Here is a 19,916-nt window from a genome sequence, read left to right on the forward strand (position 1 = left end):
AGCTTGTACGATTGAATGGACAAGCTAGATGCACATGTGATGAGATAGAAAGGATGAGAAACTAGTGTCACAACAAGAACGGAGACTCAAGTTAGGTGTCTTTATTGCAGGAACTGGGCATCATGTTGCTTCTTGGAGACATCCGAACGCAGTACCAAACGCAGCAATGAATCTTGATTATTTTAAACAACTGGCACAAAAGGCAGAGGAAGGAAAGCTGGATCTCTTTTTCCTAGCAGACAGCTTGTCCATTAATCAAACATCACATCCGAATGTATTAACACGTTTTGAGCCACTTACGCTTTTATCATCAATTGCTGAATCTACTTCGAAGATTGGTCTAGCAGCGACGGCATCAACTACATATAGTGAGCCATTTCATATCGCAAGACAGTTTGCTTCCCTCGATCATTTGTCGGGCGGGCGTGCTGCTTGGAATGTGGTCACATCTTCTATTGAAGAAACGGCAAAGAACTTCAGTGGAGACCAGCATTTGGAGCATCACAAGCGCTACAAGCGCGCAGAAGAATTTGTCGATGTTGTGAAAGGCTTATGGGATTCATGGGAAGAAGATGCACTTGTACGAAATCAGAAAACCGGTGAATTTTTTGAGGCTGAGAAGCTTCATGAGCTTCAGCACAAAGGGGAATTTTTCTCAGTAAGAGGCCCACTGAATGTATCTCGTACACCACAAGGACAGCCTGTGATCATTCAAGCCGGCTCATCAGGAGATGGCCAGAAGCTTGCGGCAAAAACGGCTGAAATTATTTTCACAGCGCAAAATGATATAGAGAAGGCAAAGGAATTTTACAAAGGGTTAAAGGATCAAGTAGAAGCAGCGGGACGTTCAAGGGACGAAGTCAGCATTATGCCAGGTATCTTTCCAATCCTTGCTGACACAGAAGAAGCGGCGAAAAAGAAATATGAAGAGCTACAAGAATTAATTGTACCTGAAATTGGACTCAGCATTTTGCAAAACTATTTAGGCGGCATTGACTTATCGCAATATCCACTGGATGGTCCATTACCTGATATTGACCCAAGTACATCAAATGCAGTAAAAAGTCGTTTTGAACTCGTACTCAATATGGCGAGAAAAGATAACCTAACCATTCGTCAGCTTTATCAATCAGTTGCTGGATCTAGAGGGCACAATATCTTCATTGGAACACCGACTCAGTTAGCCGATGTGATGGAACAATGGCTCAAAGAGGAAGCGTCGGACGGCTTTAATGTAATGCCTCCATTATTACCAGAGGGGCTTGATTTATTTGTTGACCGTGTTGTCCCGATCCTTCAGGAGAGAGGGCTATTCAAAACAGACTACACAGGTCAAACCCTTAGAGAGAATCTAGGATTACGAGAGCCAAAGAATCGCTACACTGAATAAAGAAGAGGTGACAAACGATGGGCTACACATTTCGCCTGGCAACAGAGGCAGATAGCGAAGCACTTCTTGAACTAACAAGAAGAGCCTATGAGCCAATTCGCGAACTTGGCATCAATTTTTCAGCGGCGCATGCTGACCTTGGTCTTGTACAACAAAATATTCAAAAGAATGCGTGCTATGTGATGGAAGAGGATGGACGAATGATTTCTACTTTGTCATTGCGTATGCCTTGGGGAGAGCAACCTGGCCCATTCGGCGTACCGCATATTTGGTGGTTTGCGTCAGAACCAAGTGCCAAAAAGGGAACAGGGTCCATGCTTCTTCAATGGATAGAAACCCACATTTTAAGAGATACATTAAAAGTGCCATTTGTGTCTCTTGGAACTGCTGATAAACATCCTTGGCTCATTGGAATGTATGAGCGAAAAGGTTATGTTCAAGCAGGGACAAAAGATTTAGGAAAAGGTCATACGACCGTTTACTTCAAAAAACAGCTACGATCAGATATATCACAAACACAACAGTAGAAGAAAGAAGGTTAAAAAAATGAAAAGTAAAAAATGGTTAGTCGTTCTTTTTGCCGCGATGCTCGCAGTTCTCGCAGCTTGCGGAAGCAATAGTAATCAAAGTGATGGCAAATCAGAAGAAAAAGTACTAAAAGTGGGGGCAACTGGACAAAGCTATCCATTCGCCTACAAAGAGAACGGAAAGCTTGTTGGATTTGATGTTGAAGTAACCGAAGCCGTTGCGAAAAAGCTTGGCTACAAACTAGATTGGCAGCTAAGCGAATTCAGCGGATTAATGGGACAGTTGACCTCTGGAAAACTGGACACAGTGTCAAACCAAGTCGCAGTCACAGATGAGCGTAAACAAACATTCAATTTCACAGATACGTATGCTTATGCAGGGACGCAAATCATCGTGAGAAAAGACAATAACGACATCAAAGGTTTAGATGATCTAAAAGGAAAAACGGTTGCAGCAGTACTTGGCTCAAACCATGCCAAAAACTTAGAAAGCAAAGACCCAGATAAGAAAATCAACATCAAAACGTATGAAACGCAAGATGGTGTTTTAAATGAAGTAGCAAACGGTCGAGTCGATGCATATGTGAATGGACGAAGTGTCCTGCTTGCACAAATTGAAAAGACAGGTTTGCCGCTTAAAATTGTTGGCGCCCCAATTGTTTACGAAGAAGTGGGCTATCCTTTTGCCAAAGACGAAAAGCATGACAAGCTCAGAAAAGAATTTAACAAAGCAATTAAAGAATTAAGAAAAGACGGAACGTTGAAGAAATTGTCTGAGAAATATTTCAAAGATGATGTCACCGTACCGATTAAAAAATAAGGACAGCGGCGGTGAACAGACATGAATAAAATTGATTGGCAGTATATGGTGACGGTTTTTCCGACACTGATTGGATATTTGCCGATAACGATCCTCATGGCGGTTGTCTCTATGGTATTTGCCATCATCATTGGATTGGTATTCGCACTCATCACCAAAAATCGGATACCTGTCCTTTATCAATTTGCCAAGCTGTATATTTCATTTTTCAGAGCGGTTCCAACTTTGGTTCAGCTCTTTCTCATTTATTTTGGTCTTCCGCAGCTTTTCCCTGCGATGACGTCTATGGATGCTTTAACAGCGGTCATTATCGGATTAAGTATTAAAAACTCAGCTTATTTATCAGAAATCTTCAGAGCTGCACTCAATTCCGTGGATGAGGGACAATTGGAAGCCTGCCTATCTGTTGGTATGACAAGATGGCAGTCTTATATACGCATCATTTTCCCACAGGCTATAAGAAATGCAATTCCAGCAACGGGAAACACGTTTATTGGACTTTTAAAAGAAACATCACTTGCGTTCACGATTGGTGTGGCTGAAATGTTTGCGCAAGGTAAAATGATCGCATCTGCCAACTATAAATATTTTGAAACATATTTAGCTGTCGGTATTGTGTACTGGGTACTGACGATCATTTATAGCTTCTTGCAAGATATGTTTGAACGTAAAATCAGCAAACCTTACCGGAATTAGGAGGTGTGGACATGATCAAGCTCACAAATTTAAAAAAATCATTCGGCGACCTTGTGGTGCTGGATGGAATTAATCTTGAGGTGCAAAAAGGGCAGGTTGTGGCCATTATTGGTCCTTCAGGTTCTGGTAAATCCACCTTGCTTCGTTGCCTAAATCTATTAGAAACGCCTGATGAGGGAGTCATCGAAATCGGTGATGCCAAGCTCGATGTAGAGAAATTCAATCGCAAAGAGGCTCATCAATTACGCAAACAAACCGCAATGGTCTTTCAAAACTATAATTTATTTAAAAATAGAACTGCATTGCAAAATATCACAGAGTCATTGCTTGTAACGAAAAAAATGACGAAACAGCAAGCAAATGAAATAGGCATGGCACTTTTAAAGCAGGTTGGTCTTGAGCAAAAGGCGGATAGCTATCCAATTACATTGTCGGGCGGACAGCAACAACGTATTGGTATTGCGCGTGCATTAGCTGTAGATCCACATGCCATCTTACTTGATGAACCAACGTCAGCTCTTGATCCAGAGCTTGTATCAGGGGTTCTTCAGGTGATTAAATCAATCGCAGTTCAGGAAACAACGATGGTAATTGTGACACATGAAATGACGTTTGCTAGAGAAGTAGCAGACCATGTCATTTTCATGGCGGATGGTCATATCATTGAGCAAGGCACACCAGAGCAATTATTCGATGAGACACAAAATGAGCGAACAAAACGATTTATTCAAAAAGATGCAGCGGCTGAAGAAGCATAAGCTGCTTTATTTCTGAAGGAAGGTGGATTTCAATGAAGACAACGCACAATGAAGCCCTAAACAAACGTTTAATTAACATGCGCCGAGAGCTTCATGAGAATCCAGAATTGTCATTTGAAGAATATGAAACAACGAAAAAGCTTCGTTACTGGTTAGAGGAAGCGGGTATCACCATTGCTCACTACCCGGCGCTGAAAACAGGCATCGTGTGTGAAATCAAAGGGAAGCAAGAAGGACCGATCATTGCGATCAGAGCAGATATTGACGCACTACCAATCCAAGAAGCATCGGGTGTTTCTTTTTCATCAAAGGTGAAGGGCAAAATGCACGCTTGTGGTCACGATTTTCATACAGCTTCTATTTTTGGAACGGCTGTCCTTTTAAATGATCGAAAAGAAGACTTGAAAGGAACAGTTCGCATCATTTTTCAACCGGCTGAAGAAATCGCGCAGGGAGCAAAGCATGTGATTGAAGCAGGTGCTCTTGACGGAGTGAGCGCTATATTTGGTATGCATAATAAGCCAGATTTACCTGTTGGAACCATCGGTGTGCGTGAGGATGCACTAATGGCAAGTGTGGATCGATTTGAAATAGAGATTATTGGGAAAGGTGGACATGCCGGAATCCCGAATCATAGCATTGATCCAATTGCCATCAGTGGACAGATTACAAGTGCACTTCAGCAAATTGTGAGCCGTCATATTAGTTCACTGCATCATGCGGTTGTGAGTTTGACTCGTATCCAAGGCGGTACGTCATGGAATGTCATCCCTGATCGAGTTGAAATGGAAGGAACGGTACGTACATTTGAACCAGAAGTACGAGCGGCAATTCCAGATTTGATGAAGCGTATCACAATCGGCATTGCTGAAAGCTTCGGCGCACAGGCAGAAGTAAGATGGCATCCATACTTGCCTTCAGTCATCAATGATAAGCGATTGACCAAGGTGGTCGAACAGACGGCAAGGCAAGTCGGATTGATCGTTACAAATGCAGCGCAATCACCAGGCGGAGAGGACTTTGCGCTCTATCAGGAGAAAATTCCGGGCTTTTTTGTTTGGATGGGTACGAGTGGAACAGAAGAGTGGCATCACCCTGCATTTACATTAAATGAAGACGCCCTTGGGATTGCGGCGGCATACTTTGCAGAGCTTGCGGTCAATGCATTGGAGTCACAGACATGGAGCTAACAAAACAACTTGCTGAGACCGTTCTTTTTGCTGATCCAACGCTCGATGAACAAGCAATCACTTTTGCGAAAAACGGCCTCATAGATGTAGCCGCAGCTGCTTTAGCTGTCTCTGACGATGAAGGGATCAAGAAGCTACTTCAGCTTGCAAATTTAGAGGGAGGAGCAGAAACTGTACCTGTCATTGGACTTGGCCAAAAGGTGAGTCGACAACAATCGGCACTGTTAAATGGTTATCTTGTTCATGCCCTTGATTATGACGATGTTCATTCAGATGTGAGAGGACATCCAAGTGCTGTAATTGTTCCTGCCCTTCTCTCTCAGTTGTCGGACAAAGGGATTGATCAGCGCCGCTTCCTTTCAGCATATATCACAGGTGTTGAGGTGATGGCGCGTCTCGGTGAATCTATCGGAAAAAGTCATTATGAACGGGGCTGGCATAACACTGGGACACTTGGGGCAATTGCGGCAGTTTGTGCCATTGGCTACTTAAAAGAGGTGTCATCTGAACAGTTGAGAAAAGCAATCGGATTTGCGGCGGCACAGTCTGCTGGAATGAGAAAGCAATTCGGCACAGATATGAAACCTTTGCAGGCTGGTCTCGCAGCCAAAACAGCTGTATATTCAATGGATCTCGCATTATCTGGCTTTGGAGGAAATCAGACAGTTCTTGATGGAGAACTGGGCTTTTTCAATTTATACGGGAATCGTGAGCTAGCTGAGGCACATTTATTGAAAAACTATGGGAAGCCGTGGCGTATTTATTCACCAGGATTATGGTTTAAAGTATACCCATGCTGCTCTGCTGCTTATCATGCGGCGGATGCCATCTTAGCACTAACCGAAAAGAACGACTATTCACCAGGTCAGATTCAGCAGGTGGATGTCATCTTTCCACCAGGAGGGGATGCGGCATTAACACAGCAGGCACCTCTCACTGGAGAAGAAGGGCGCTTTAGTGTGGAATATGTCGTGGCACTAGCCATTTTCGGGAAAACACTCTCACTTGATGCATTTACAAAAGAGGCCATTCCACTAGAAATGACGACATGGATGAAGCGAATAAAGCGTGTATATGACAGTCATCTTGAGCCACATCGAGAGGCTGTGCCAAAAGGACGTTTTACAATTGTGAAGCTCTACTTATCAGATGGCACAACAGTCAGTGAACGTGTTGATATTCCGCGAGGCGCACAAGGACGAGCATTAACAAAGCAAGAGCTAGAACAGAAATTACTTAGGATCATCACACAAGATCGTTGTGCACGCATTCTCCAAGCGATTGAGGGCGAGGACATGATGGCATATAGCCAACATCTAAGATAGTAACCTAATTGACTGATAGCTAAAGCCTTTCATGACGAAAGGCTTTTTTAGATGAATTGTTTCAAAGGGGCATGATTGCTTCTCATCTCATGTATTCCACTATCATGTAGCGAAAGATTGACATCTGAAATTCGTGCAATTTGTTCATCGTGCGTGACCATCAAAATACATTTTCCGAGATCATGCGCCAAATGTTCAAATAAGCGAACAATATCACGAGAGGATGCATCATCTAGGTTTGCAGTTGGATCATCTGCTAGGAAAATATCGGTATCACAACAAATCGCACGTGCAATTGCGACTCTCTGCTTCTGTCCACTGCTGAGGCCCAGAACCCGCTGTGTCGCTTGCGCCTCATCAATTCCGATCTGCTTTAATACATGTAAGGCACACTGTTCTTTTTGTGGTAGGTGAGATCCTTTAATTTCCATTGCTGTTGTGACGTTTTGTAAAGCTGTCATATAGGGAATGAGGTGATGTGCTTGGAAAATCGTCGAGACATGACGTTTTCGGTAATGTGTCAACCCAAGCTGTGAAAGAGTCAGCCCTTTATAGCGCACAGCCCCGCTTCTGAGATGGTCCAGCCCCCCAGCAATTGATAAAAATGTCGTTTTACCCACTCCTGATGCGCCAACAATCGTATAAAAAGCCCCTTTTTTAAAGGAATAATTCACATGTTCAAACAGTGGCCGAATTTGATGTTCATTCCAATAACTTGCCTGTTCAAATGTGAGAACTGTGTCCATCATTTAATCCCCCTGTTAATGTTTTGATAAAATGGCTCTTGGTGTTAGATGCAGTAAAGAGAGTATCGGCATAAAAGTTGCACAAATGACTAAGGCGGTGCCGATGGAGAATAAGTGAAACAAATCTAGAAGGGTCACTTGAATATTCATTGAATCAATGACGTGAAGCTGACTTGTACTATATAAATTGAAAAGCCCTGTTTGAATCGGCTGAATCAACCCTTGCCCTGCTTTCTCAATCTCATATGTGAGTAATTCGTTGCCGATTTCATTGGCGATAAATCCACCAGGGAGTGCAGCAAGCAGGACGGCTATCAATCCAATGAGAACAGTCTCCGTTATAAATTGAGCAACCAATTTCCACCTTTTTTCTCCCATTGCCATAAGTACACCCATCTCATACTTACGCCCTCTGATGAACAACATCATCACCGCAGTTAAGATGAACGCTCCACAAATGGTCACAAGATAGACGACTTTCTTTGAAAAAGAAGCCACATTTGAAATCGGCTTCATCAATTGCTCATAAAGCTGGTCATCCGATGTAAGCGAATACTGGCTCATATCGGTGTCTTTTTTGGCACTCGTAATAAAATGGTTCAATTGATCCACATTTGTCGTGCGATAAACAGCTTGATCAATCATGTTGGCTTTAGCTGATTTGATCGTGTTTGCAATGGTGTAAGGAACATAAACCGTATTAGCTGTTTGTGCATCACTTTCGTTCGTTAACTGATAGATGCCAACAATTTGCAAGGTTACTTTCTTTTTCCCTTGAACTGTCAGCGTATCACCGACTGACCATTCATTTTTCTCTGCAAGTTTAGAAGAAATGACAGTGACCTTTGATGAGACATCATTATTAGTAAGACTTCGTCCAGTAGAAAGATGGGAAAACGCATCTGTCCCACTTGAACTCATAACCCCTGCAATTGATACTATAGGCTTATTGTGAGCCTCATCCTGTACAACAGAAAAATGGACAGCATTCGCTTTGGCGGAAGAATAGAAGTTATAGCTCTTTACCTGTGAGAGGTTCGCAAGCTTTTCAGCTTCTTTGATGGAAACAGAGTCTTCGGTATCTTTCCCTTGTAATGTGACAGACCCACCAAGTGCTTGCTTCGCTAGTTCACTTGATGTCTTAGCGGCTGTTTGAATGGCGAGTCCGCTTAAAACCAATAAACAGATAGAGGTGAAAACAAACAACTGCAAAAGCGTTCGCCCTTTATGCGCTGTTAGATTCCAAAAAGCACGTTTGACAAAATTCATGCAGATCCCTCATCCTTCATGTATATTCACTGAGATAACTTGTCATAAATCGGTACTTATAGCTTATTTAAAAAGTATGAAAAAAGTATGACTAAACTATGATAAGTTGATGAAATAAGGTGACCCAATTGAGATTTACGGAAAAACATGTAAAAATGGGTCTATCCAATAAAAAACAAAGGCAATGGCGGAGGAATATGATGAAAATATTGATGATCGAAGACAACCAAAGTGTGTGTACGATGACAGATATGTTTTTTCAAAAAGAAGGATTCCAAGCGGAATTTGTTCATGATGGTTTAGCAGGGTTAAACCGTTTTAAAGAGCACGACGACTGGGATTTGCTCATTTTAGATATCATGCTTCCTTCAATGGATGGACTGATGATTTGTAAAAAGGTGAGGGAGATTAGCAATGTTCCGATCATCATGCTGACAGCCAAGGAGACAGAATCAGATCAAGTGCTTGGTTTTGATCTTGGTGCAGATGACTACGTGACAAAACCATTTAGTCCGCTGACGCTAATGGCAAGAATTAAAGCTGTTAAACGCCGATTCGACACTTCCTTACCAAGTGCAAACGAGCAAGAAGAGGAAGGCATCGAAACCGCTCATTTTAAAATTAATAAAAAGACGAGAGAAGTCTTTTTAGATGGAAAATCTGTCGAAAACCTCACACCGAAGGAATATGACCTTCTTTACTTTTTTATTCAGAACCCGCGCCAAGTTTTTTCAAGAGAGCAGCTACTTGAACAAATTTGGGGGTATCAATTTTACGGAGATGAACGAACGGTGGACGTTCACATCAAGCGTCTGCGTAAAAAAATCGGGGATGGATCAAAGCCGTTCTTGTACACAGTATGGGGCGTAGGGTATAAATTTGATGAAGATTAAATATTTCTACCAGCTACTCATCAGTCATTTGGGACTTTTGCTCATTGCAATTGTAATTATTAGTTCTTTGCTGTCTCACTTTGTCAAAGACATTGCCTATCAAAACCGAGTAGATGAAATGAGCTCCTATGGAAATCAAATTTTGCATAATTATCAAACCTTCTCTCGGATGGAAATGTCTTTTAGACTGCGTCCGTTTGAAGACATTTTATCAACGAGGCAAATTCACTTCTTTGTATTTGATCAGAATGGGAAAATGGTCTATCAAGAGCAAGGAATGCCGCCTGGCGAAGCTTTGCTGAAAAAGGATTTGTGGACAAAGTTGGCAAAAGGAGAGAAGGTGCTCGTGAAACGAAGTGATTCACGTCGTCTTGATCAAGAAGCATCCCTTGTCGCACTTCCTTTAATGGAGGATGGCAATCTAAAAGGCGGGGTTGTACTGATTGCTCCGATCCAAGGAACAGAGCAGCTCATTGCTCAAATGAACCGCTATTTATATATGATCGTCTTTATTGCGCTTGCGATCACATTTATCTTAAGTTTCATCCTATCTAAATTTCATGTGAAGCGGATTGAAAAGCTGAGAGAAGCTACAGGGAAGATCGCACAAGGGGACTATCGTATTAACCTTGAAAATAAATACCTTGATGAAATTGGGACACTCGGTGAGGATTTTAATATGATGGCAGAACGTTTGCAAACCTCCCAAGAAGAGATAGAGCGTCTGGAAAAACGGAGAAGACAATTTATTGCCGATGTTTCTCATGAATTAAAAACGCCACTTACGACGATCCGTGGCATGGTTGAATGGCTGAACTCATCTGATGTCACTGAAGAAGAAAAAGAGAAATGCTATTCGTTAATTACAGACGAAACCAAACGATTACTTCGACTCGTCAATGAAAATATGGATTATGAGAAAATCAGATCAAATCAGATTACACTCCAAAAATTCCATTACCCACTCATTGACACATTCGAGGTGCTAATAGAACAGCTCAGCAGGCAAGCAGAAGAGAAACAAAACAAGCTCATCATCGAAGTCGATCCGACGCTGAAAGTATTTGCTGATTATGACAGGTTGATCCAGATTCTTGTGAACGTGACAAAGAATGCGATTCAGTTTACAGTAGGCGGACAGATTTATTTGCGTGGTCGAGAAGGCTATAAAGAAACGATTATTGAAATTGAAGATACAGGCATCGGCATCGATAAAGAAGAAATTGAGCACATATGGGAACGTTTTTATAAAGCAGATATATCGAGAACCAACACCCCATATGGAGAACATGGGCTTGGCTTATCAATTGTCAAACAGCTTGTCGACCTGCATGAAGGTGAAATCGAGATGAAGAGTGAAAAGAACAAAGGGACGATGTTTACCATTCGTCTTCCATTACCAACAAAAGAGGCTCATTCATCGTGATGAGCCTTTTGTAAAGAAAGTGGTCATAGTATGGAAATCATGATGATGAGCCTATTTACAGCGATTTTATTAGGGATGACGGTTATATTTATATGGGGTGTGCTACGACAAGCAAAAAGAAAAAAACAGCTTACTAGTCGATCTGCCATTTTATACGGACTCGTTACGCTCATCGGCGCTTATCTTTTGTTTACAGTCTTTTTTATGCTTTATCAATGGATTTTGTAAATGAAAGACCGATGTGTGCCAGTGCTTGCGGTAAGTCTTTCCGAATGAGAATATCTTTAAACGAAATATTCGATTGAATCGCACTTAGTGCAAGATCCTGTTTAATTCCTGTTAAAATGGCTTTAATTCCAAGTAGTTTAAGTGTTTTGGCATAGCTCGCTAAATAGTGAATGCTCTGTTCATTTAACCGTTTTGTTCCAGAGACGTCAATGACTAGATGAGAGAGTCCTAGCTGGTAGCTTTCCTGTAGGATCGTTTCTAATATCAGCTGAGCACGTGTCTCTTCAATGTCACCAAGTAGAGGGAGAACCGCTACACCTTCAACAACAGGGACAATCGGGACTGATAGTTGGTGTATTTGCCGATTTGCTTGGTCCAATTCAAGAACATAGCTTAATAATGCTGCCATCGTTTCAAACATATGAACATGCTCAGATGTAAACTGCTGAGGTCTTACATCAAGGCCGCAAATGGTTCCGTAATTAGAGCCGTCTGCATAAAAAATTGGAATTCCAATAAAAGACCCGCTCGTCAGTCGCTTGGTTACCTCTAAATGTTTTGAACGATCATCTGCGTTAATATCAGGGATGACGAGCGTTTGCTGATGATCGACAGCCAATTTGCAAAACGTTTCCTCAAAAGGAAGCTCATCCCCCTCTTCAAGCAACTGTTCTTCTATATTTAAGACGTTGACAATCTTGTTGGAGTGTTGATCGTTTTTGGCAATAAATAATGTATTCACATCAATAAATTCACTCATCATATTCAAAATGCTAGTAGAAGCATCATCAAAATTGCGAAACTGTTGTCTCAATAGATGTGGTGGCTGATGGGGCATCTCTTTTTGACTCCTTATGGTTCCTATTGTAGGAACGGTAAATGTTTTGCTTCTATCATACAGAATGAATGGTGAAATAGATACAATTTAAAGTTTTCGTATGACAAGACGATTGATTAATAGTAAAGGCTGCCGAGAATATCTCAGGCAGCCTAAGTTTAGTCATTATGAACGAACCGTTGCAGGTGAGAAGAATTCCTCATACAGTGCTTGAACTGCTTCTTTTTCTTGTGCCGCCTTTACGCCAAACATCATGCTGACTTCAGATGAGCCTTGGTTGATCATTTCAATGTTTACCTTTGCTGTGGATAAAGATTTTGCGGCTCGTGCCGTCGTGCCAACGTTGTGCCTCATGGCTTCTCCGACAACCATAATAAGTGAAAGGTCTCGTTCGAGGACGACTTCATCTGCATCAAGGACACTCTTTAAGCGATCAAGGATATCCTGCTCGATGTGCTGTTCCTCTAACTGATCCTGTCTTAAAATAATCGTCATATCATCAATGCCAGAAGGAACATGTTCATATGTGAGACCATACTCTTCCAATACCTGCAATACTTTACGTCCAAAGCCGATCTCTCGGTTCATTAAGTATTTGCTGATATAAATGCTACAAAAGCCGTTATCAGATGCGATGCCGACAACCGGTCCGTTTGTGTGATCGCGCTTATTCACGATTCTTGTGCCTTTTGCGGATGGGTTGTTGGTGTTTTTAATCTGAACTGGGATGCCTGCTCGGAATGCAGGGATCAGCGCTTCATCATGAAAGACGGAAAAGCCTGCATACGAAAGCTCGCGCATCTCTCGATAGGTCAGTTCAGTAATTTCCTTTGGCTGATGAACGATCGTTGGATTTACCGCATAAACGGCATCCACATCGGTAAAGTTTTCGTACACATCTGCTTTAAGTCCGTTGGCTAAAATGGAGCCTGTGATATCGGAGCCGCTTCTTGAGAAGGTCAACACATCACCGTCTAAGCTATAGCCGAAAAATCCGGGGAAAATGACGATGCCAGAGCGCTCTCTTAATTTGTATAAATGATCATATGATTCCGGGAGGACTTGGGCATTGCCTGGTTCATCACTCACAAATAATCCGGCATCTTTTGGGTTCACATAATGAGCCTCAACGCCTTGGTGATTGAAATAAGCGGCAATGAGCTTAGCATTGTTGTCTTCACCACTTGCTTTGATTGCATCGAGATAACGATCGGGATGAGATGGATCTGCGTGAAGCAGTTCATCTAAGTCATGACGAATGGTTTCGATAATCTCTTGATTTAGTCCAAGCTCATCGGCAATCGATGCATATCGAGCAATGACGGCTTCTTTTACATGATCTGCTTCTCCTACACGCAAAAATTGTTCACCACAGGCAATTAATAAGTCTGTTACCTTCGTATCTTCAGGGTGACGCTTTCCTGGTGCGGATACCACGACTGCTTTTCGAGATGGGTCTGCTGTTACAATGTCAAACACCTTTTGCAGCTGCTTGCCTGATGCAAGAGAGCTACCACCAAATTTAACGACCTTCAATGCATACATCTCCTAAAGTAGAAATTTTCTCACAAATTTAATATTTTCTATTATCAACCTTTTCGTGCAAATAATCAAGGTTTTTCTCTGTGTGAAGAACAATTGTGTTTCATGGGAGGACTTATTTGTATAGACATATAAAAAAGGTCCGACATACATGCCGAACCTTTTTTTTCGTTTATGAAGAAGATGAAGGAAGCTCCTGTTTCACGATCTCCTTTTGACGCTTTTCTTTTAAGAATAGTGAAAGACCGAGTCCAATGACTGCGATAATCCCAGCGACGAAGAAGGATGTATTTATGCCGTGTACCGCTGCTTTCAAAGTATTACTTACACCCGCATTTGCAGCAGAGCTACTCATAATGGAAACAAGGACTGCTGTTCCAATTGAACCGCCCACTTGTCTCATTGTATTATTCATGGCTGTTCCATGTGGAATGAGATGAGGTGGTAGAGAATTGATCCCTGCTGTTGTCAATGGCATCATAATCATTCCGACACCGATTAAGCGAACTGTGTAAGCAATCGTAATCAATGTGATAGATGTATCTAAGCTGAGCATCATAAACGGTAATGTTGTAACAGTTAAGATCGCAAACCCGCCAAGCGCTAGACCTTTTCCACCAACCTTATCAAAGATTCGGCCGATAAGTGGAGACAGTAAGCCCATAAATAAAGCGCCCGGTAATAAGATCAGTCCAGTATCTAGTGCAGACAACCCTCGCACGTTTTGTGTATATAGAGGCAGGATGGTCTCTGTTCCAATTAATAAAGCAAATACTAGCATACCGAGCAGTGTTGTTAAACTAAAAATCGCAAATTTAAATACACCAAATTCAAGCATAGGTTTTTTCAGATTAGATTGTCTAAGGATGAAGGAGAATAAGCTAACAGCACCTACGAGCAGTGATGTTAAGACAATAGCACTCGTCCAGCCATACGTGCCAACACTTGAAAATCCATATAATAATCCACCAAATCCAAAGGAAGATAAAATGACAGATAACACATCAATTCGTGTTTCTTTTTGCTGTGTGACATTCTTCATCAAGAAGAAAGCCAAAATCAAATCAATGATACCGATTGGAAGAACAATATAAAATAAATATCTCCATGAGAAGGCATCGATGATCGCGCCTGCAAGTGCCGGACCGATTGCTGGAGCGAATGAGATGACAAGCCCGACCATCCCCATCGCTTGCCCACGTTTTTCTTTCGGGAAGATGGTTAAGAAGATGGTTTGCATGAGGGGCATTAAAATCCCAGCACCTGCTGCCTGAATGATACGTGCTGTGAGCAGAACAGGGAAGTTCGTTGCAAAAGACGCTAGCACGGTTCCGGCTGTAAAAATACTAAGTGCTGTTATGACAAGCGCTCGGCTTGAGAACTTTTCAATTAAAAATGCGGTAATCGGAATCAGAATACCGTTTGTGAGCATGAAAGCAGTGGTTAGCCACTGACCTTTGTTTACATCAATATTAAAATCCGACATGATGTGGGGAATAGCGGGGATGAGCAATGTTTGGTTTAATATTGCCACAAACGCCCCAACTAAAAAAATCCCAACAATCACAGAGCGGTTATAGGATGGATTCGTGTTTGATTGATTCAATGTATATCCCTTCTTTATCTATAAAATGAAAGTCTTTAGTTGTGACACGTTTTGAGTTAAAACGCTATTTTTGCCCAAGTAATCAAGCAATGAACTGATTAAAAAGGTTCTCGGTTGTTTTTCTGCCAATTCTTGTTTTAGCAATTTGAAAGCAGACACAAGGTCATCTTTTTCCATGCCATGTGAAAATGAGTGCAGTTGCCGTTCGATTTTAGCTAAGTACGTCGTTGCAAGATTCTCTTCGCTCATGTCATTTGTGGCTGAAAGCAGGTAAGATTTCATCAACTCGTCTGTCAAAACAGGCTTTTTTGAGCAGGGTTGTTTTGACACTTGATCCATGACGCCGATGATCATCTCTGCTGCATTTTCTAAGCGGAGGTTCTTTTGTTCAATGGCAAGCATGAGGATAATCTCTCTCATTAATCCATTTAAGACAATGACAAGATCCCACACATACGGTGCGACAGACTGACCGTACGTGCTTAAAATAAGGTCACGATGACGCTGCATAATAATGGACCGCGTCTCACGCAAATGTTTTTTCACAATTGGAGAATGCTGAGAAAATGCTTCAAATGACAGCATGTTCAAAAACTTATGATTCTCTTTAAATTCATCAAGCTCCAGCTTGATTTTTTTTGTGAATTTTTCCTTCTTGGATAGTGACGATTCTGAATGAATGATTTTGGAGATTTCCCGCATTTTTTGCTGATTAAATTTAATGAGTTCAAGTAAGAGAGCTTCTTTTGAATCAAATAGCTTGTAGATTGACGCTTTTGACATTTTGCAGGCATCTGCAATCGACTGCATCGAAACGCTCATATATCCTTTTTTTGAAAATAGCTTTTTGGAAACCCGTAGAATTTCTTCTTGCTTTTCGTTCATGATTTTAAGTCCTTTCCAGATTGATAAAACCGGATGGTCACGATGGGAACCGAGTGGTCACTTTTGAAATCATAACAAAAGACCGTCCACTTTTCAAGAAATCGAACTGAAAAAATACCCGTTTACATCAAAGGTGTTGAATGGTCTCTGCACGCAAAGTATGATACATTGTTCATATGAAAAAACCATTACATCCAGAAGTAGAAGAACTGACGCTAATAAATGTCCTACAAGCACTTGCGGACCCGGTGAGACTTGAGATCGTTCGTTGTCTGTCGCAAACAGATGAAAGAACATGTGGCACGTATTATGACATGAAGCTCGCAAAATCGACATTGTCCCACCATTTTAAAGTGCTACGTGAGGCAGGAGTCGTAAGGGTAAGAATTGATGGAAAGCACCGCTATTATTCACTAAGAAAAGATGATGTGGAAGCAGCTTTTCCTGGATTGTTGTCATCGGTCTTAATGATTGAAAAAGAACGGTGGTAGACCAGTTGCGAAACAATAGGCAGCTGGTCTTTTATTTTCCGAAAACGCATCATAAGGCTGAATATCGGAAAAGCCAAAGACAAGTTGGACGTATCCTACTCGGTACAAGGAGGTACTTGTTTCAACTGTGAAGCGATTCATGCCATACAATTCACCACTATTAGGAAGTCATGAGCGTCAATGCGGGTGGAGTCTTGCTTGTTGTCGGTTACTTTATCGTCTCCATTGCATTCATGCGCCTTCGCAAAACAGAGCCTGAGCTGGAACGGCCATACCGTATAACAATCGGTGTAATGGCAATCGGACTGAGCATCCTTCCTTTTTACTTTTAGGCTTGGCATTCATCGGGTATATACTATATGTAATGAATTCAAGAACAAAGGAGAAGATTGGGCATGACAAAAGAACTCAAAGTATATAATCCGGCAACTGGTGAAGAAATTGCATCCGTCATTCAACATACAAATGAAGAAATAGAAGAAATCATTAGCCGCTCTCAGCAAGCCTTTAAAATGTGGGCCAAAACCTCAGCACACGAACGAGCGAACCTGATTCGAAAATGGTTTGAGCTCATCATTGAAAATAAGGAGAAATTAGCAAAATTGATCACAGAGGAAAATGGCAAGCCATATCAAGAAGCCTTAGGTGAGGTCGTTTATGCAGCGGGATATATCGAGTGGTATGCAGAAGAAGCGAAACGAATCTATGGCAGAACGATCCCTTCACATACAACGAATAAACGCTTGGTGGTCACAAGGCAACCAGTTGGACCGGTTGCGGCAATCACCCCTTGGAATTTCCCAGCTGCCATGATTACAAGAAAGGCAGCGCCAGCACTAGCTGCTGGTTGTACTTTTATCGTAAAACCGGCAGAAGATACGCCGCTCACAGCCATTGAGCTCATCAAACTTGGGCATGAAGCGGGCATTCCAAAGGATGCATTGCAATGGGTTGTGGGTGATGGAAAAGAGGTAGGCGAAATCTTTACCGACAGTAAGCTCATCCGCAAGGTGACCTTCACAGGATCAACGCCAGTTGGAAAACAATTGATCAAAAACAGTGCGGCTACAGTTAAGCACGTCTCAATGGAGCTTGGAGGACATGCACCACTGATTGTAGATAAGGATGCGAATCTGGACTTAGCTGTTAAACAAGCCATCGCCTCTAAATTTAGAAATGCAGGACAGACGTGTGTTTGTGCGAATCGCTTGATTGTGCACGAAGACATTCATGAAGTGTTCGCCAATACATTCCGTCAAGAGGTTGCAAAATTAAAGGTGGGTAATGGTTTTGAGGAAGGTACTTCTATCGGTCCGATTATCAACAAGCGCGGTTTTGATAAGATCGTTAGTCAAATCAAGGATGCAGTAGATAAAGGAGCAAAGGTACTGATTGGTGGAGAATACAATTTTGATGAGGAGAAATCCTATTATTTTGTTCAGCCAACCGTACTGACTCATGTAGATACATCCATGACTATCATGCATGAGGAAACCTTTGGACCAGTTGCGCCAATCACGACGTTCCGTACGTTAGACGAAGCAATTGAATTAGCAAATGATACACCATTTGGACTTGCCGCATACTTCTTTACAGAAAACTATCGAAATGGTCTTTATATCTCTGAAAACCTCAATTACGGCATTATTGGGTGGAACGATGGCGGTCCATCAGCGGTTCAAGCCCCATTTGGTGGTATGAAAGAAAGTGGAATTGGACGTGAGGGCGGTATTGAAGGAATTGAACCGTATCTCGAAACAAAATACTTGTCGATCGGATTAGATGAGTAACAAGGTAGCCATTTGGCTGATCAGCTTGTCGATTGTCTCTTAACGATTCAACATATGGTCGAGTTATAAAGAGGGAACACCCCCTTTTTCTTCAAGATTTTTTAGAAAAGGGGGTGTCTTTGATTTGATCGGAGGTTATGATTTTGCAGAAGAAGGAAATAATTGCTGGACCGTCTCCTTCGTTTCTTGAAAAATTTCTTGAATATACTCTGATGAGGCTGTATCGATGCTTCCGAAAAGGAGGTGCTCGACAGGTTCAATTCCGACAAAATCAAAAATGCCTGTATCTGTCGTCATTTTTAGCCCCGCTGTCATCCCTGTTGCATCATACTTCTCCTTCAATGACCCATGTGTATTAATAATCAAGCCTTTCTTATGATTGAGTCGTTTTTTTATGCCTTCTGCTGATGCTCGGTAAGCGAATCCTTCAGAAAATACACGATCCACATACCCTTTCAATATAGCAGGTAAGCCTGTCCACCAAATGGGAAAGATGAAGGTGATCACATCTGACTCGGTTATATACGCTTGTTCCTTCTTAATATCATCAGGCACAACTCCGACTCGGAGTGCTTGAATTTCCTCTGTTCTTAGTACTGGCTGGAAGTCGAGCATATATAAGTCTCGGATTTTTACTTGATGACCATTTTTCTTTAACGTTTCAACAACGATGTCTAAAATCGCATGGTTTAAACTTTGTTTATGTGGATGAGCAAATACAACAAGATGGTTCATCAAATAGTCTCCTCTCATTTTATCATGAGGTATATTATGACATGCATATTGAGCTCAATCAACCATTATATGGAAATTGGAGGTTGGGAAAATAAAAAGCTACCGCACATTGACGGTAGCCTGAATGTCAGTCATTATTTCTTTCTCAACGCAAGACCAAGTGCGATAAGTGCAATGACAAGTCCTGCAATCGCAAGACCTAAGACGAGTGGAGAAGAAGTTGATTTCGCTGTTTCCTCTGATTTTTGTTTTTCTACCTGTTTCTCATGGCCGTGAGAGTCAGTTACTATATCAGAAGCCTCAATTTTTGTGATGGAATGTGGTGTGTCAGAGCTTTCGTCACCTGTCCATTCAACTACTTTTCCATCCTTGTAATATTGATAAGCATCCCATTCAGCATCTCCAGCTTTTTCAGGGTTTTTCGCAACGAACACAAATTGTTGGAATTGACCAGCAAGAACACCGTCCTCCGTAGCTTCCCAAGTGACTCTTGTTACTTTTCCACCCTTTTCTTCAGTTGTTGTTTTCCATCCTGGAACTGGCTCATATTGCTGGAATTCCACACCATCAGGAATGGTTACAACGACTTTTGTTGTTGGGCTCTCACTTTCTGAAGGAACCTTTAAGGTATAAGTTTCCCAGGCATTCGTTGTTGACGTGTCAGGTTTCACACTGACATGGGCACTGACAGGAATGGCTAATAGAAAGGATGCTACTAGCATTGGTAGCAAAGCTTTTAAATACTTTTTCATCGTTTCATC

The 19,916-nt window shown here is 41.8% G+C and carries 21 protein-coding genes; 13 read left to right on the forward strand and 8 right to left on the reverse strand.

Going from position 1 to position 19,916, the window contains the following annotated elements; genetic code table 11:
- Positions 1–64 precede the first annotated feature (64 nt).
- Genes ACQKEZ_RS16980 through ACQKEZ_RS17010 form a run of 7 tightly spaced genes read left to right on the forward strand, consistent with a single transcriptional unit; the run spans position 65 to position 6,706 of the window.
- The gene (locus ACQKEZ_RS16980) at positions 65–1,390 is read left to right on the forward strand and encodes an LLM class flavin-dependent oxidoreductase (protein ID WP_427302817.1); all 1,326 of its coding nucleotides are present in this window, start codon (positions 65–67) and stop codon (positions 1,388–1,390) included.
- Positions 1,391–1,407: 17 nt separating this feature from the next.
- Complete coding sequence (locus ACQKEZ_RS16985) at positions 1,408–1,917, forward strand: GNAT family N-acetyltransferase (RefSeq protein WP_427302819.1); 510 nt, start codon at positions 1,408–1,410, stop codon at positions 1,915–1,917.
- 19 nt (positions 1,918–1,936) lie between these two features.
- A complete protein-coding gene (locus tag ACQKEZ_RS16990) occupies positions 1,937–2,737 on the forward strand; it encodes a transporter substrate-binding domain-containing protein (RefSeq protein ID WP_427302821.1) in 801 nt (266 codons plus the stop codon).
- Between the two features lie 21 nt (positions 2,738–2,758).
- Positions 2,759–3,433 carry an amino acid ABC transporter permease gene (locus ACQKEZ_RS16995; RefSeq protein ID WP_427302823.1) on the forward strand — a complete coding sequence of 225 codons (675 nt, stop codon included), beginning with the start codon at positions 2,759–2,761 and terminating at the stop codon, positions 3,431–3,433.
- A gap of 11 nt (positions 3,434–3,444) precedes the next feature.
- The gene (locus ACQKEZ_RS17000) at positions 3,445–4,191 is read left to right on the forward strand and encodes an amino acid ABC transporter ATP-binding protein (RefSeq protein WP_427302825.1); all 747 of its coding nucleotides are present in this window, start codon (positions 3,445–3,447) and stop codon (positions 4,189–4,191) included.
- A 32-nt stretch (positions 4,192–4,223) separates the two neighbouring features.
- Entirely contained in the window at positions 4,224–5,381 is a 1,158-nt protein-coding gene (locus ACQKEZ_RS17005) for an amidohydrolase (RefSeq protein ID WP_427302827.1), read from the forward strand.
- Positions 5,372–6,706, forward strand: a complete 1,335-nt coding sequence (locus ACQKEZ_RS17010; protein WP_427302829.1) for an MmgE/PrpD family protein — start codon at positions 5,372–5,374, stop codon at positions 6,704–6,706. The genes ACQKEZ_RS17005 and ACQKEZ_RS17010 overlap by 10 nt, the downstream gene beginning before the upstream one ends.
- A 47-nt stretch (positions 6,707–6,753) precedes the next feature.
- Here ACQKEZ_RS17010 and ACQKEZ_RS17015 read toward each other — a convergent pair whose 3' ends face one another.
- Complete coding sequence (locus ACQKEZ_RS17015) at positions 6,754–7,452, reverse strand: ABC transporter ATP-binding protein (protein WP_427303080.1); 699 nt, start codon at positions 7,450–7,452, stop codon at positions 6,754–6,756.
- Between the two features lie 15 nt (positions 7,453–7,467).
- Positions 7,468–8,721 (reverse strand): ABC transporter permease, encoded by a 1,254-nt coding sequence (locus ACQKEZ_RS17020; protein WP_427302830.1) that lies wholly within the window; start codon positions 8,719–8,721, stop codon positions 7,468–7,470.
- 200 nt (positions 8,722–8,921) lie between these two features.
- Between ACQKEZ_RS17020 and ACQKEZ_RS17025 the strand changes: the two genes are divergently transcribed.
- From ACQKEZ_RS17025 to ACQKEZ_RS17035, 3 genes are read left to right on the forward strand one after another with little or no spacing between them, the layout of a single operon-like run.
- Positions 8,922–9,614 carry a winged helix-turn-helix domain-containing protein gene (locus tag ACQKEZ_RS17025; protein ID WP_427303082.1) on the forward strand — a complete coding sequence of 231 codons (693 nt, stop codon included), beginning with the start codon at positions 8,922–8,924 and terminating at the stop codon, positions 9,612–9,614.
- Positions 9,604–11,040 (forward strand): ATP-binding protein, encoded by a 1,437-nt coding sequence (locus ACQKEZ_RS17030; protein WP_427302832.1) that lies wholly within the window; start codon positions 9,604–9,606, stop codon positions 11,038–11,040. Before ACQKEZ_RS17025 ends, ACQKEZ_RS17030 begins: the two co-directional genes overlap by 11 nt.
- A 30-nt stretch (positions 11,041–11,070) precedes the next feature.
- Positions 11,071–11,268, forward strand: coding sequence for a hypothetical protein (locus ACQKEZ_RS17035; protein ID WP_427302834.1), 198 nt, complete (start codon positions 11,071–11,073; stop codon positions 11,266–11,268).
- On the opposite strand, the gene ACQKEZ_RS17040 is transcribed toward ACQKEZ_RS17035, so the two are convergent.
- The 4 genes from ACQKEZ_RS17040 to ACQKEZ_RS17055 all read right to left on the reverse strand — a co-directional run bounded on the left by ACQKEZ_RS17040 (position 11,243) and on the right by ACQKEZ_RS17055 (position 16,139).
- Positions 11,243–12,106, reverse strand: coding sequence for a GAF domain-containing protein (locus ACQKEZ_RS17040; protein ID WP_427302836.1), 864 nt, complete (start codon positions 12,104–12,106; stop codon positions 11,243–11,245). The two genes, ACQKEZ_RS17035 and ACQKEZ_RS17040, sit on opposite strands and share 26 nt — an antisense overlap.
- Positions 12,107–12,271: 165 nt before the next feature.
- Positions 12,272–13,642 (reverse strand): aspartate kinase, encoded by a 1,371-nt coding sequence (locus ACQKEZ_RS17045; protein ID WP_427302838.1) that lies wholly within the window; start codon positions 13,640–13,642, stop codon positions 12,272–12,274.
- 178 nt (positions 13,643–13,820) lie between these two features.
- On the reverse strand, positions 13,821–15,254 hold the full coding sequence (locus tag ACQKEZ_RS17050) for an MDR family MFS transporter (protein WP_427302840.1): 1,434 nt from the start codon (positions 15,252–15,254) through the stop codon (positions 13,821–13,823).
- Positions 15,255–15,272: 18 nt separating this feature from the next.
- A complete protein-coding gene (locus tag ACQKEZ_RS17055) occupies positions 15,273–16,139 on the reverse strand; it encodes a TetR/AcrR family transcriptional regulator (protein WP_427302842.1) in 867 nt (288 codons plus the stop codon).
- 176 nt (positions 16,140–16,315) lie between these two features.
- Here ACQKEZ_RS17055 and ACQKEZ_RS17060 point away from each other — a divergent pair, with 176 nt between their 5' ends.
- The 3 genes from ACQKEZ_RS17060 to ACQKEZ_RS17070 all read left to right on the forward strand — a co-directional run bounded on the left by ACQKEZ_RS17060 (position 16,316) and on the right by ACQKEZ_RS17070 (position 18,420).
- Entirely contained in the window at positions 16,316–16,630 is a 315-nt protein-coding gene (locus tag ACQKEZ_RS17060; protein ID WP_427302844.1) for an ArsR/SmtB family transcription factor, read from the forward strand.
- Positions 16,631–16,800: 170 nt separating this feature from the next.
- On the forward strand, positions 16,801–16,962 hold the full coding sequence (locus tag ACQKEZ_RS17065; protein ID WP_427302846.1) for a hypothetical protein: 162 nt from the start codon (positions 16,801–16,803) through the stop codon (positions 16,960–16,962).
- A 63-nt stretch (positions 16,963–17,025) separates the two neighbouring features.
- Complete coding sequence (locus ACQKEZ_RS17070) at positions 17,026–18,420, forward strand: NAD-dependent succinate-semialdehyde dehydrogenase (RefSeq protein WP_427302848.1); 1,395 nt, start codon at positions 17,026–17,028, stop codon at positions 18,418–18,420.
- Positions 18,421–18,555: 135 nt separating this feature from the next.
- Here ACQKEZ_RS17070 and ACQKEZ_RS17075 read toward each other — a convergent pair whose 3' ends face one another.
- Positions 18,556–19,155: an NAD(P)H-dependent oxidoreductase gene (locus ACQKEZ_RS17075; protein ID WP_427302850.1), complete on the reverse strand. Its 600-nt coding sequence runs from the start codon at positions 19,153–19,155 to the stop codon at positions 18,556–18,558.
- Between the two features lie 134 nt (positions 19,156–19,289).
- A complete protein-coding gene (locus ACQKEZ_RS17080) occupies positions 19,290–19,907 on the reverse strand; it encodes a YcnI family protein (RefSeq protein ID WP_427302852.1) in 618 nt (205 codons plus the stop codon).
- Between the last annotated feature and the right edge of the window lie 9 nt (positions 19,908–19,916).

Origin of the sequence: Bacillus sp. NPDC077027 (genome assembly GCF_050269555.1) — a bacterium.
GTDB lineage: Bacteria > Bacillota > Bacilli > Bacillales > Bacillaceae > Bacillus.

Bases quoted from the DNA above. Each gene is read 5' to 3' on its own strand.
- ACQKEZ_RS16985 (WP_427302819.1), top strand. From the start codon at position 1,408: ATGGGCTACACATTTCGCCTGGCAACAGAGGCAGATAGCGAAGCACTT.
- ACQKEZ_RS16990 (WP_427302821.1), top strand. From the start codon at position 1,937: ATGAAAAGTAAAAAATGGTTAGTCGTTCTTTTTGCCGCGATGCTCGCA.
- ACQKEZ_RS16995 (WP_427302823.1), top strand. From the start codon at position 2,759: ATGAATAAAATTGATTGGCAGTATATGGTGACGGTTTTTCCGACACTG.
- ACQKEZ_RS17000 (WP_427302825.1), top strand. From the start codon at position 3,445: ATGATCAAGCTCACAAATTTAAAAAAATCATTCGGCGACCTTGTGGTG.
- ACQKEZ_RS17005 (WP_427302827.1), top strand. From the start codon at position 4,224: ATGAAGACAACGCACAATGAAGCCCTAAACAAACGTTTAATTAACATG.
- ACQKEZ_RS17010 (WP_427302829.1), top strand. From the start codon at position 5,372: ATGGAGCTAACAAAACAACTTGCTGAGACCGTTCTTTTTGCTGATCCA.
- ACQKEZ_RS17015 (WP_427303080.1), bottom strand. From the start codon at position 7,452: ATGGACACAGTTCTCACATTTGAACAGGCAAGTTATTGGAATGAACAT.
- ACQKEZ_RS17020 (WP_427302830.1), bottom strand. From the start codon at position 8,721: ATGAATTTTGTCAAACGTGCTTTTTGGAATCTAACAGCGCATAAAGGG.
- ACQKEZ_RS17025 (WP_427303082.1), top strand. From the start codon at position 8,922: ATGAAAATATTGATGATCGAAGACAACCAAAGTGTGTGTACGATGACA.
- ACQKEZ_RS17030 (WP_427302832.1), top strand. From the start codon at position 9,604: ATGAAGATTAAATATTTCTACCAGCTACTCATCAGTCATTTGGGACTT.
- ACQKEZ_RS17035 (WP_427302834.1), top strand. From the start codon at position 11,071: ATGGAAATCATGATGATGAGCCTATTTACAGCGATTTTATTAGGGATG.
- ACQKEZ_RS17040 (WP_427302836.1), bottom strand. From the start codon at position 12,106: ATGCCCCATCAGCCACCACATCTATTGAGACAACAGTTTCGCAATTTT.
- ACQKEZ_RS17055 (WP_427302842.1), bottom strand. From the start codon at position 16,139: ATGAACGAAAAGCAAGAAGAAATTCTACGGGTTTCCAAAAAGCTATTT.
- ACQKEZ_RS17060 (WP_427302844.1), top strand. From the start codon at position 16,316: ATGAAAAAACCATTACATCCAGAAGTAGAAGAACTGACGCTAATAAAT.
- ACQKEZ_RS17065 (WP_427302846.1), top strand. From the start codon at position 16,801: ATGAGCGTCAATGCGGGTGGAGTCTTGCTTGTTGTCGGTTACTTTATC.
- ACQKEZ_RS17070 (WP_427302848.1), top strand. From the start codon at position 17,026: ATGACAAAAGAACTCAAAGTATATAATCCGGCAACTGGTGAAGAAATT.
- ACQKEZ_RS17075 (WP_427302850.1), bottom strand. From the start codon at position 19,155: ATGAACCATCTTGTTGTATTTGCTCATCCACATAAACAAAGTTTAAAC.
- ACQKEZ_RS17080 (WP_427302852.1), bottom strand. From the start codon at position 19,907: ATGAAAAAGTATTTAAAAGCTTTGCTACCAATGCTAGTAGCATCCTTT.